This is a genomic window from Streptococcus sp. HMSC078D09, assembly GCF_001813675.1.
GTDB lineage: Bacteria > Bacillota > Bacilli > Lactobacillales > Streptococcaceae > Streptococcus.
The window spans coordinates 715,153-727,068 of sequence record NZ_KV813675.1 but is presented as its reverse complement, the minus strand read 5'-3'; the positions used below and the strand labels follow the sequence as shown (position 1 = coordinate 727,068).

Sequence of the window (11,916 nt, the reverse complement as noted above, 5' to 3'; positions counted from 1 at the left end):
TCAAAAATTCTAAAAGTGTACAAAAAAAGAGCAGGAAAGAACTCATTTTGTTAAAAGAGTTCTTTTCCCACCCTCATATATCTTCTTTGAAGAGTTTAAGCAATAAAGTGTCTAAGCATCCACTCTATCTTCGGTATGTCTTAATCATTTTTTGAAGATTGTTTCTTTTTCTTGAAACCAAACAATCCAGCAAGTAACCCAACGGCAACACCTGTTGTTGCTACTGCATATTTGGAGGAATCAGATCCAGCCACAGCTTGGCTGTTTTCTTTTTTCGGTTTGATTTCTTCTACTTTAGCTTCTTGTTTTGGAGCTGGACTAGCTGTTGGTGCTTGCACTTGTGGACTATTGGTAGTTGTTGGAAGAACCGTTGGTCTATCCGAGAAAGTTGTTGGATTGCTTGAGCGGATATCCATTGGCATATCTGCTGCTTCTAAAATAGCTGGATCCATTCGTGACGCTAGATCTTCATATTGGGAATTCAACAGTTCCATGACACTTTGATAAGATTGAAGGGTTGTGAATTCTGCTTCCAATTTTTCTTTTTTATTCTCTAAATTAGCCACCGCAGCTGATAGAACAGATTGGGCTTTTACCAATAATTCTGGAGCATTTTTAAAGTCAGAAAGACGTTTTTCAGCAGCAACCAGGCGCTCTTGCGCCGCCTTCAAGCCCTCATGCGCTTCTTGAACGACTTGGGCTTTTTCTGCTTCTTCCGCTTTTAAACGATCTAATTTCTCACGCGCAGCTGCCAACAAATCTTTCGCTTTTTGAAGGGCTGCTTCTTTTGGTTGGATTGCTGCTTCAATCCGACCTCGAGATACATCAAGAGTCGCTTTTGCTTTTTCAACTGCATGATCCTTGCTAACGAGAAGAATCTTGTAATTTTGGATGGTCTTTTGGACATTGGACATCTCTACTGCCACATTTGAATTAGCATGGCGGGCATCTTCTAATTTGCCTTGCAAGATAATGATTTGAGACTCTTGGTTGGCCTTGTCTAACTTGAGATTAGCGACTTCATCAGATTTTGCTTTCACATCTGATCTTGTCGTCGTGGCCCCAGCTCCCTGACGCAATTGATAAGCGAGTGCACTGGTTGACACTGCTGAATGGACTGGGCTGTGTAAGAAGGCTGCTTCTGACATGGCATTACTTGGGTCATAAGCGACTGATAAAGCTGTCGCTTTGTTGTCTACCATTTGGAGGTAGTGACCAACCTTAGCAAAGGCCTCAGCACCAATCTTCATATAGATATCATTGGCATCGATTTGAGTTTCGTCTGTTGGTAGACCATATTGAGCCGCTACTTCTTGATAAGCCGCTTTTTCATTGTACCAAAAGTCAACCGCACCAGCAGGTGAGAAGCCATATGCAATGTTCTCATTTGGCAAATACTTAAACATATGCCAGTTGGCTTTCTTAAAGTATTCTAACTGTACTTGGCTGGCAGGAAGGGAATAAGGATCCAGTTCCAATTCAGGCAAGCCGGCATTCCGACGATAGCTATTGATGGCATCGGCAATTTCAAGAGCTCGAAGGTTGGCTTGCAAAGAGCCAGACTCTCCAACTGTCAAGCCATCTTCTTCCCGACCACGTTTGTAGAGGGCTAAAGCGCTCGCTGCAGCTTCATTGCCATTGTCTGCTAAGTGTTGCAAATAACCTTCATAAGTCGCTTGACTCAACTGAACTGGGCTATTGGCCGCGGCTTGTTCTAAAGCTGCCAATTCTGCTTCTTTGGTTGCGATGACCGCTTTCAAATCTGTCAGACGCGTTTGAGCCAGTTGAATATCGCTCTCAATTTGAGCCACTGTATCTGAACCGGTTTGCTGACTCGCTTGCAAGGTTGCAAGGTAATTCTGAGATTCTCGGATACTTTGCTCGACTTGACTTTGCTCCAACAGAGCTTGGTTGAGCACATTCTCATCATTTGAAATCGGTGCTTTGGCTTGGTTCAATTCATTTTGTGCTACATCGACCAAAGATTCCTGAGCAGTAACCTGATTTTCCTGTTGACGAACAGCCTCTACGACTTGGTCATGGGCAGCTTCTGCTTCTCGAACCTTATTTTCTTCGATAGTCACATAGGCTTGAGCCACCTTGACGTCATTTTCTGCATTCTGAACTTGGGCATCCGATGTCGTTGCGATGAGGTTTTCCGCATCCGTCACTTCTGCTTTCTTTTCTTCCAGTTCTTGTCCAGCAGCTTTGACTTCCGTTTGAGCATCGATCACTTTTTGCTCTTGGTAGTGGACATCTTTCACCACTTGGCCTTTTTGAGCTGTAATTTGCTTCAACTCATCGACCGTAATTGGTTTTTCGAATACTTCTGTACTGTTGGTTTCTGCATTTTCATTTTGCTTCACCTCTTCGGCACTAGCCTTGTGATTAAACATACCAGATAGGACCGTTGTTGCGGCAATCCCCGTCGTGAAAACCGATTTTCCTAATTTCTTTCCCATTAAACTCACCCCCAAAACTGAATCATTTCTTGAAGTTTCTCTACCCCTTAGCATACCACATTTTGTTACCAATAACTAGTAGGTTTAAAAAGTTTTTTTCATAAAATTTTGGAGCAAAAGAAAAACAGCTGACGCTGTTAGTCTTCTTGTTTAATTTGTTCCAACATCTTCACTTCTTCTGCTGTCAACTCATAGTTTTCTAGCAAGTCTGGCCGACGTTCTAAGGTCTTTTTCAAACTCTGATAGAGGCGCCACTGACGGATATTTTCATGATGACCACTCATGAGAACATCGGGAACTGTCATTCCTCTGTATTCAAAAGGCCGTGTGTATTGAGGGTATTCTAGAAGTCCAGACGAGAAACTATCATCCTGGTGACTGGACTCTTTGCCGATCACCTCTGGAATCAAGCGGACTGTCGCATCAATCATGGTCATGGCAGCAAGTTCCCCACCTGTCAGCACATAATCCCCCAGTGAAATCTCATCCGTTACCAAGGTCTTGATCCGCTCATCGTAGCCCTCATAGTGACCGCAGATAAAGATCAATTCATCTTCCTGAGCTAATTCTTCTGCATAACTTTGATCAAAGGTCCGACCAGCAGGGTCCAGCAAAATCACGCGCGGATTCTTTTTTTCAATCGCATCAAAGGCGTCGAAGATGGGCTGAGCACGTAAGAGCATGCCCTGCCCGCCACCATAAGGTTCATCATCCACATGACGGGCTTTCTCTGCGTTTTCACGGAAATTATGGTAGTTGATCTCGAGAAGTCCCTTTTCACGCGCCTTTCCGACAATAGAGTGCTCCAAAGGCGAAAACATCTCTGGAAAGAGGGTTAAAATATCAATCTTCATCGTCTAACCCTTCTAAGATGTCTACATCCACCCGATTTCCTGGAATATCGATATTGAGCACCACTGGTGGGATATAAGGCAAAAGAAGGTCTCGTTTGCCTTTGCGTTTGACCACCCAGACATCATTGGCTCCTGGTTGCAGGATCTCCTTGATCTGACCGATCAGTTGGTCATTTTCGTATACATCAAGGCCGATGATCTCATGGTAATAAAACTCACCCTCGTCCAAATCCGTCAAGTCTTCTTCCGCAACCTTGAGGCTAAAGCCTTTGAATTTCTCGATGGCATTGATATGGTACATATCCTTAAACTTGATGATATCAAAGTTCTTGTGCTTGCGGTGACTAGCAATGATTACCGTTTGGACAAAACGATCCTTTTCATCAAAGAGAGCCAACTCTGCTCCTTTTTTAAAGCGCTCTTCCGCAAAGTCTGTCACAGACAAGACCCGCATCTCACCTTGTAAGCCTTGGGTATTGACAATTTTCCCAACATTAAAGTAGTTCATTTTATTATTTACATTCCTCTTTTAATTAGTTTATCACTACAAGTCTCTAATAATAGTTGCAATTTTTTCCGACTCTGACCACTGTAGATAGTGATGATTTCCACCTAGAATGAGTTTTGTTTTAGTACTCCAATATTCTGAATCTCTGTACTCTTTTTCTCTATATGCCTGACAAAATATGAAAATAGGAATATTATCTGCTAAGAACGAACTATCAAAATCTTCAGCAGTAATATTTACAGATAGCTGAAATCCAGGAACTTGCTTTTCCAATTCTAAGCTCTTTTCTTCCATCAATTTCCAAATCAGTTTTTCAGTTTCAGCTTCAAATGTTGCTTGAGTTAGCCCCTTAAAATAATTTTCCGGACCACATTCTTCGATCATTCTCATTTGCTCTTCCATTTCTGGATAAGGATTTTTTGAAAAATCAGCAAACATTATATTTTTGGTTGTTGGTTCAATTGCTATCAAAGCTTGACACTTAATTGGTTTACTCATTAACTTTAAAGCCAAAACACCACTTAAACTATGAACACAAAGTATATAATTGGAAATTTCCAATCCCTTCAGGATTTCGTATACCGCTTCAACAAGATTATCCAAATTAAGTCCTGTTTGACTATGAATCGGACTCCTACCTGTATTCGGAAAATCAATCGTTAAGTAACCCATTGAGGAAGGAAGTTTTTCAAGTATTGGTAGGAAATTTTCATAACTTGGTATCAAACCAGCACCATTTAAACAAACTAGTATTTTATTTCCCTTTTTATAAGTAACAGATAGACAACCAATCTTTGTAGATACTTCAAATCGGTTCATATCAAAATAACTCCTTCTGAACAACCATTCACTTAACATTCTTAGGTTTTATTTTATCACGTTCAAGGGATTTTCTCAAATGCCCTTTTTTACTAAAAAACCTTCCAAATCTTGTTCATGCTGATACTTGATGGCTGCCTTCTTGTCTTTTTCAAAAATGGTCTTCGTTAAGTCGATATGGTTAATAGCTGCAATTGCCACTGTGTAGTGAATGACATCTGCCAACTCCTTTGCCAATTCCTCGTTTGAATCTTGGACACCCTCTTTTCTACCTGAACGTCCATTTAAAACCTCAGCGACTTCTCCAACTTCTTCTACTAGTTTGATAAAAAGTCCTTCTTCTGTTCTAGATTGTTGGTAATGATCAAGTAAGTATTCCTCTAGTTGTCTAACTGTTAAATCTCTCATTCCTTCTCCTTGCAAAAAAAGCGAGACCTTGTCACGCTTTTCTTATTTTTCGTCAATAACGATTCTTACTTTTTTATCTTCAGTTGGGACAGAGTAGACAATCGTTCTTATCGCAGAAATGGTGCGACCTTTTCGACCGATTACACGACCAACATCGCTAGGATCAAGGTCAAGGTGGTACTCCAAGAATTCAGGAGTATCTTCGATCTTGATGGTTAAAGCATCCGGTTGTGAAATCAAGGGTTTCACAATTGCAATAATGAGATTTTCAATCGTATCCATACATCAACCTACTTAAAAAATTATTTTGAGAATTTAGAATCGTGGAATTTCTTCATCACACCAGCTTTTGAAAGGATGTTGCGAACTGTATCTGAAGGTTGAGCTCCATCAGCCAACCATGCAAGAACGCGGTCTTCTTTCAAAGTTACTTGGTTTTCTTCAACAAGTGGATTGTAAGTTCCAACTGTTTCGATGAAACGTCCATCACGTGGTGAACGTGAATCTGCTACGTTAATACGGTAGTAAGGTTTTTTCTTAGAACCCATACGAGTCAAACGAATTTTAACTGCCATTTTTATAAGTCTCTTTTCTATATTTTAATTTTCGGTGAAATAGACAAGCTATTTAGCACATGATCTATTATAACACATTTTATAGACCTGTCAAGAAAAAAACTTGACAGTATTTAAAATTTTTTATTTTATCAGTAAATCGGCGATTTCTTGATAGTTGCGAACGGTATAAGTCGGCACTACCTGGCTAGTATTTTCCTTGTGATCAGGATTATACCAGACGGTATCAATCCCCGCAGCATGGCCTCCTGCGATATCCGCCGTCAAGGAATCACCGATCATGAGGGTCTCTTCCTTGCTAAAACCTGGAATCAGTTGGCCAACTTTGTCCAAAAATGCAGGTTCTGGTTTCTGAGTATGAAGCTGCTCAGAGATAAAGACCTCTTTGAAATAAGAAGCAATTGTAGAATGAGCCAAGCGTCCTTCTTGAATGGCAGTCACTCCGTTCGTTGCACCATAGAGCTGGTAACCTGCTTTTTCAAGTCGAGCCAGTAAGTCCTCAGCACCGGGGAAAGACTGCCCTTGAAGACTGATGTAATCTTGGTAGTGAAGAGCCATCTCAGCCCCATCAACAGAAATCCCAAAGTGGGCAAACCCAATCGCAAACCGACTATCCACTAGTTCTTGCTTGGTCAATTTCTTTTGTTCCAAATCCTTCCAAAGACCTTGGTTCATGGGTTTGTAGTAATCCTTAAAGGCCTGTACATCTGGAAAATTCATGTCTTCTAACATCTGCGTCAAGGCTGTTTCTTCAGCAGATTCAAAGTCCAACAAGGTATGGTCCAAATCAAAAAGTAAAAATGTATATGCCATTACAAACGATCCTTCAATTTTTCTACAAATAAATAAGCTGCTGGGCAGGTGAGGGTATTCTTGATGGTCAGATGGTTGATCTGATAAATCTTCTTGCGATCGGTGTGAGGGAATTCCCGACAAGCTTTTGGGCGTACATCATAAATGGAACAGAGATTGTCCCCACCAAGAAAGGGGCAAGGCATGGATTTAAAAACCTTGTCCCCATCTTCGTCAACTTGAAGAAATTCTGCCTCAAAGGCAGGAAGCTTCATCTTGAAATATTTGGCGATCCGCGTGATATCCGCTTCCTTAAAATCGGGCCCTAAGGTTTTGCAGCAATTAGCACAAGCCGTACAGTCGATTTCTTGGAAAACTTCATCGTGGATTTCCTGAGCTATTTTATCTAAATTCTTAGGTGGCTTCTTCTTGAGATTTGCCAATACCTTGCGGTGCTCCTTTTGCTTTTGGAGAGCTAACTGATGGTATTTTTCAATATCAATTTCCTGTGTCATCCTCTATTTCCTCTTCTAAACAATAGAAGCATTATACCACAAAGAACGTGAAAAAAGATAGATCCTGCGATCTATCTCACTTCATCAATCCGTTACAGCGCCTGTTCCATCTAGGCTCCAAGTGTTTTCGATGTATGGGATAAAGGTTTTCAAGGTTTCTGCATCCCCTTCAAAAGAAATGGTATAAACTTTTTCACCCTTCTGGAAGATCCAGGTAATCAGGTATTGACCAGATTTCATGACAATTTGAAGCTGGTAGGCGTCCAGACCTGCGACTTTAGTCCGCGCTCCCGTCATCTTATCAACATCCTGGTTATCTTGCCACATTACGGCCAGTTTCTTGGCTAGAAATTCAGCATTAAACTCGATATCCGCAGGAACTTTGGCCTTTTCCCGCGTAAAGCTGTTCAAGGTGACAATATTATAGCCACTGCCATCTGTATATTGGACAGCTTCTGTCCCATCGATATCCGTGAACTTGAACCATTTACTTGGAATATCGATGTATCCATAATCTGCATTTCCAATTCGCTTGGTTTCTTGACTGGAAGTGTTTTTCTTTGTAGAAGCAGTATTCTTTGACGAAGAGCTACTTGTTTGCTTTTCGACTTTACTGCTACTTTCTTTTGTAGAAGAAGCTGCTGTGTCCTTTTGAGTGGTGTGACTACAAGCCATTAATGTGCAGGTAGAAAGAATCGTCAGTGATGTGACCAATAATTTGTGTTTCATGCTCAACCTCCTTGAGAACGGTTTCTTTCTTCTAGTCTACCATGAATGTGGGTATTTTAAAATAGGATAAGTGTCACATCTGATCCAACCTTTCTAATTCAGTTTATTTCTTTCAAACCTAAAATAAAAGCGCCCTTTTGAGGCACTTTAAACGTTATTCTTCATCCATTGATAAGACAGATAAGAAGGCTTCCTGTGGTACTTCTACAGATCCGATCGCTTTCATCCGTTTCTTACCAGCTTTTTGTTTTTCAAGAAGCTTGCGTTTCCGGGAGACGTCCCCACCATAACACTTGGCCAAGACGTTCTTACGAAGGGCCTTGATATCTGTACGGGCCACGATCTTATGACCGATCGCCGCTTGGATAGGCACTTCAAACTGTTGACGAGGGATAATCTTCTTGAGTTTCTCAACGATCAACTTACCACGTTCATAGGCAAAGTCCTTGTGAACGATAAAGCTGAGGGCATCGACAGTATCGCCATTGAGAAGGATATCCATTTTAACCAATTTAGAAGGTCGGTATTCAGACAACTCATAGTCAAAGCTCGCATAGCCACGAGTAGAGGATTTCAATTTATCAAAGAAATCAAAGACAATTTCAGCTAGTGGGATTTGATAGATGACATTCACCCGATTTTCATCGATGTAGTCCATGGTCACAAAGTCCCCACGTTTGCGTTGGGCTAATTCCATGACAGCCCCAACAAACTCTTGTGGCACCATGATTTGGGCTTTGACATACGGTTCTTCGATCGAAGCGATCTTGGTTGGATCTGGGAACTCAGATGGGTTGGAGACATCCAGTGCTTCTCCATCTGTCAAATTAACCTTGTAGATAACAGACGGTGCCGTCATAATCAAGTCAATATTGAACTCACGCTCCAAACGCTCCTGGATAACGTCCATATGAAGGAGACCCAAGAAACCACAACGGAAACCAAAACCAAGGGCCTGAGAAGTTTCCGGTTCAAATTGAAGACTGGCGTCATTCAATTGCAGTTTTTCCAAAGCTTCACGAAGATCATTGTATTTGTTGGATTCAATCGGGTAAAGACCAGCAAAGACCATTGGATTCATTTGCTTGTATCCATGTAGTGGCTCACTTGCTGGATTGGTCGCTAGGGTCACCGTATCTCCGACGCGGGTGTCCGCAACGGTCTTGATAGAGGCCGCAATATAGCCAACATCCCCAGTTGCCAGGAAATCACGTCCAACTGCTTTAGGAGTAAAAATCCCAACTTCAGTGACATCAAAGGTCTTGCCATTGCTCATGAGTTGGATCTTATCGCCTGGTTTAACCATTCCATTGACCACTCGGACTTGAAGAATTACCCCACGATAGGCATCATAAACAGAGTCAAAGATCAAGGCTTGAAGAGGGGCTTCAACATCACCCGTCGGTGCTGGAACTTTCTCAACGATCTGCTCCAAAATCTCTTCAATCCCGATACCAGCCTTGGCAGAGGCTAGGACAGCTTCACTGGCATCCAGACCGATGACATCTTCTACTTCTGTGCGCACCCGTTCTGGATCTGCAGCTGGCAAGTCGATTTTATTGATAACTGGCAGGATTTCCAAATCATTGTCCAGCGCCAGGTAAACATTGGCTAGGGTCTGAGCTTCAATCCCTTGAGCGGCATCTACTACGAGAATGGCTCCCTCACAGGCAGCAAGCGACCGCGAAACCTCATAGGTAAAGTCCACGTGTCCTGGTGTGTCAATCAAGTGGAAGATATAGGTTTCCCCATCTTTAGCCGTGTAGTTCAACTCGATGGCATTGAGCTTGATGGTAATCCCACGTTCCCGTTCCAAGTCCATACTATCTAAAAGTTGGGCTTGCATTTCCCGACTAGACACGGTTTCGGTTTTTTCTAAAATTCGATCGGCCAAGGTTGACTTTCCATGGTCAATATGGGCGATGATCGAGAAGTTCCGAATCTTCTCTTGTCGTTTTTTTAATTCTTCAAAATTTGGCATAATCATCTTCCTAGTAAATTTAATCGTACTCTTCATTATAACAAAAAAGATAGGCCTTTGCCTATCTTAATTCATTATTTTCAAAAATCGCTTCTGCGTTTTATTACCCTCATAGCCTATTCGTTCGTAAAAGAGATGAGCTTCTTTTCGATGAGAGGCAGAATTTAAACGAATAAAAGCATAATGCTTGCTTTTGGCAAGTTCTTCAACTCGCTCCATCAATTGGCGACCGATCCCACGTCCTTGAGCAGATGGAAAAACCGCAAGACCCAAAATATTTAAACCAGCGTCACTATAAAGGCTTTCATAGACTTCCGCTTCCACATAACCAAGAATATTTCCTGTTTGTTCCTCTTCATAAACAAAGCAAAAATGATCTGAATCTGGCAAATTAAATTTATCAATCTGAGCTGCAACTTTCTCAAGGGTTGAATCATAACCCAAAGACTGGTGACATAAATCTCTAATTTGACCTGCATCTTTGACTTGAACAGTACGAATCATAGCTCCACCTCCATGAACTCTTTGCTCTTATCTTAGATCTTTTTCCTCAAAAAGTAAAGGAATATCTGATAAAATTTAAAATGAAAATCCGATTTAGATCAAATTCATCTTTTTTCGCATTTCTCAGGGATTTCTATTTACTTTTTCGATTTAATTCATTATAATAGTAAGGGTAAATACAAGGAGGTGAGTACGTTGGCCAGAGGTCGTGGAAAAGCAAGCCCTCAAGACAAAGAGGCATTACGGATTATATCGGAAAAAATCAGAGAATTACTGAAAGAACAAGGAAAAAAGCAGATCGAATTATCTCGTATTACTGGAATCCCTGCAAGCACCCTGACTGGATATGTAAAAGGAACTTCTCTTCCCGTTCCTGAAAATTTAGAGAAGATTGCAGCCTTTTTCCAGGTAGCGGTTGCTGAAATTGACCCGCGATTACGCAATGATTTTGTGGTCATTGATTCAGAGATTGAACGATTGTATAAACAGCTCGATGAAGGAAATCAAGAAAATCTTCTTTCTTATGGAAAGAGTCTCTTGACCCATCAGAAAGAAAGACAGAAGATTGAAAAGCAATACCACTCTTATTCTGTCTATGATTCTTTTGCAGCATACCAAAATCAAAAGCAAGCTGATATCGTCTGGTTTGATCAAAAGATTCCTTACGATTTGGCTTTTTGGATTCATACGGATTCCCTCGAGCCTAAATACGAAAAAGGGGCTGTTGTGTTAATCAAGCAAACCTATTATGATCAGGCAGGGGCTATTTATGCCATTGATTTTGATGGACAAACTTTGATCAAACGTGTCTTTCGTGAGGCCAACGGTATTCGACTGGTTTCCCTCAATAAGAAATATAGTGATCAAATCATTCCACTAGATGAGGAACCTGGGGTGATTGGAAAAGTGATTGATGGCTTTGTGCCTCTTGATTTGGAGGAAATCAAATGATTAAATTAATTGCGATTGACTTGGACGGAACTCTTTTGCATGAGGATAAGTCTCTCTCTAAAGGCAATATTGAAGCTCTTCACCGGGCCCATGAAGCCGGCTATGACATTGTGATCTGTACTGGTCGCCCCTTAGCGGGGGTCCGTCCTATCTTTGAAGAGATTGATCTTCCGGATGGTAACTACTATATGATTATCAATAACGGGTGTACAACCTTGTCTACTAAGAATTGGGAAATCATTGGCAAGGAAGAATTGGGCCTTGAGGACATGCACCGGTTGCATGTTTTGACGGAAGATACAGACGTCCAGCTAACCTTATTTGACATGGATCACTACTTAGTGGTCGCACCTGAAGCCAGTGAACTTGTCACGATGGATGCGGGCATTGTTAATTCTAAACCGACACTTGTCTCTGAAGAGGATCTGCCCAACCTTGTTCCTATTTTTCAAGCCATGTACGTAGGAGATCCTTCTGCTATTGATGCCTTCCAAGCTCAGAACGAGGCTGCATTAGAGGCCGAGTTTAACACTGTTCGTTCACAGGATATCTTGTTTGAAATCTTGCCAAAAGGTGCGAGCAAAGCTTCTGCTCTTCAAGCATTAAGCCAAACATTAGGCTACAGGAGAGACCAGGTCATGGCTCTTGGAGATGCAAACAATGACCTTGAAATGCTACGTTTTGCTGGTTACAGCGTCGCTATGGGAAATGGCAATGCTGCTGTCAAGGAAATCGCAGATTTCATCACCCTGACCAATGATGAGGATGGCGTGGCCCATGCTATTCACAAATTAATTGAAACTGAAAAAGGAGAATGA

The 11,916-nt window shown here is 41.6% G+C and carries 14 protein-coding genes; 2 read left to right on the top strand and 12 right to left on the bottom strand.

Translation table 11 applies throughout. The features are described 5' to 3' along the window. Positions 1-140 precede the first annotated feature (140 nt). The 12 genes from HMPREF2926_RS08745 to HMPREF2926_RS08690 all read right to left on the bottom strand — a co-directional run bounded on the left by HMPREF2926_RS08745 (position 141) and on the right by HMPREF2926_RS08690 (position 10,147). Positions 141-2,462, bottom strand: a complete 2,322-nt coding sequence (locus HMPREF2926_RS08745) for a CAP domain-containing protein (protein ID WP_070587382.1) — start codon at positions 2,460-2,462, stop codon at positions 141-143. 137 nt (positions 2,463-2,599) lie between these two features. Next, on the bottom strand, positions 2,600-3,316 hold the full coding sequence (gene trmD / locus HMPREF2926_RS08740; protein ID WP_070587380.1) for a tRNA (guanosine(37)-N1)-methyltransferase TrmD: 717 nt from the start codon (positions 3,314-3,316) through the stop codon (positions 2,600-2,602). Further along, positions 3,306-3,824: a ribosome maturation factor RimM gene (rimM, locus tag HMPREF2926_RS08735; RefSeq protein WP_070587379.1), complete on the bottom strand. Its 519-nt coding sequence runs from the start codon at positions 3,822-3,824 to the stop codon at positions 3,306-3,308. Before rimM ends, trmD begins: the two co-directional genes overlap by 11 nt. 36 nt (positions 3,825-3,860) lie before the next feature. Beyond that, complete coding sequence (locus HMPREF2926_RS08730) at positions 3,861-4,643, bottom strand: alpha/beta fold hydrolase (RefSeq protein ID WP_070587378.1); 783 nt, start codon at positions 4,641-4,643, stop codon at positions 3,861-3,863. A 75-nt stretch (positions 4,644-4,718) separates the two neighbouring features. After that, positions 4,719-5,051: a MazG nucleotide pyrophosphohydrolase domain-containing protein gene (locus HMPREF2926_RS08725; protein ID WP_070587376.1), complete on the bottom strand. Its 333-nt coding sequence runs from the start codon at positions 5,049-5,051 to the stop codon at positions 4,719-4,721. Between the two features lie 42 nt (positions 5,052-5,093). Beyond that, positions 5,094-5,333 carry an RNA-binding protein KphA gene (kphA, locus tag HMPREF2926_RS08720; RefSeq protein ID WP_003001620.1) on the bottom strand — a complete coding sequence of 80 codons (240 nt, stop codon included), beginning with the start codon at positions 5,331-5,333 and terminating at the stop codon, positions 5,094-5,096. Positions 5,334-5,353: 20 nt separating this feature from the next. Further along, positions 5,354-5,626, bottom strand: coding sequence for a 30S ribosomal protein S16 (rpsP, locus tag HMPREF2926_RS08715; RefSeq protein ID WP_003007475.1), 273 nt, complete (start codon positions 5,624-5,626; stop codon positions 5,354-5,356). Positions 5,627-5,749: 123 nt separating this feature from the next. Then, the gene (locus HMPREF2926_RS08710; protein WP_070587375.1) at positions 5,750-6,439 is read right to left on the bottom strand and encodes a pyrimidine 5'-nucleotidase PynA; all 690 of its coding nucleotides are present in this window, start codon (positions 6,437-6,439) and stop codon (positions 5,750-5,752) included. Continuing rightward, on the bottom strand, positions 6,439-6,933 hold the full coding sequence (locus tag HMPREF2926_RS08705; RefSeq protein WP_003001664.1) for a YkgJ family cysteine cluster protein: 495 nt from the start codon (positions 6,931-6,933) through the stop codon (positions 6,439-6,441). Before HMPREF2926_RS08705 ends, HMPREF2926_RS08710 begins: the two co-directional genes overlap by 1 nt. Before the next feature lie 84 nt (positions 6,934-7,017). After that, on the bottom strand, positions 7,018-7,662 hold the full coding sequence (locus tag HMPREF2926_RS08700; RefSeq protein WP_070587373.1) for a hypothetical protein: 645 nt from the start codon (positions 7,660-7,662) through the stop codon (positions 7,018-7,020). Between the two features lie 154 nt (positions 7,663-7,816). Further along, positions 7,817-9,643 carry a translation elongation factor 4 gene (gene lepA, locus HMPREF2926_RS08695; protein WP_009731117.1) on the bottom strand — a complete coding sequence of 609 codons (1,827 nt, stop codon included), beginning with the start codon at positions 9,641-9,643 and terminating at the stop codon, positions 7,817-7,819. Positions 9,644-9,709: 66 nt separating this feature from the next. Then, positions 9,710-10,147, bottom strand: a complete 438-nt coding sequence (locus tag HMPREF2926_RS08690) for a GNAT family N-acetyltransferase (RefSeq protein ID WP_070587372.1) — start codon at positions 10,145-10,147, stop codon at positions 9,710-9,712. 195 nt (positions 10,148-10,342) lie between these two features. Between HMPREF2926_RS08690 and HMPREF2926_RS08685 the strand changes: the two genes are divergently transcribed. Both HMPREF2926_RS08685 and HMPREF2926_RS08680 read left to right on the top strand, forming a co-directional pair. Beyond that, on the top strand, positions 10,343-11,098 hold the full coding sequence (locus HMPREF2926_RS08685) for a LexA family transcriptional regulator (protein ID WP_031577084.1): 756 nt from the start codon (positions 10,343-10,345) through the stop codon (positions 11,096-11,098). Beyond that, positions 11,095-11,916: a Cof-type HAD-IIB family hydrolase gene (locus HMPREF2926_RS08680; RefSeq protein WP_070587370.1), complete on the top strand. Its 822-nt coding sequence runs from the start codon at positions 11,095-11,097 to the stop codon at positions 11,914-11,916. The genes HMPREF2926_RS08685 and HMPREF2926_RS08680 overlap by 4 nt, the downstream gene beginning before the upstream one ends.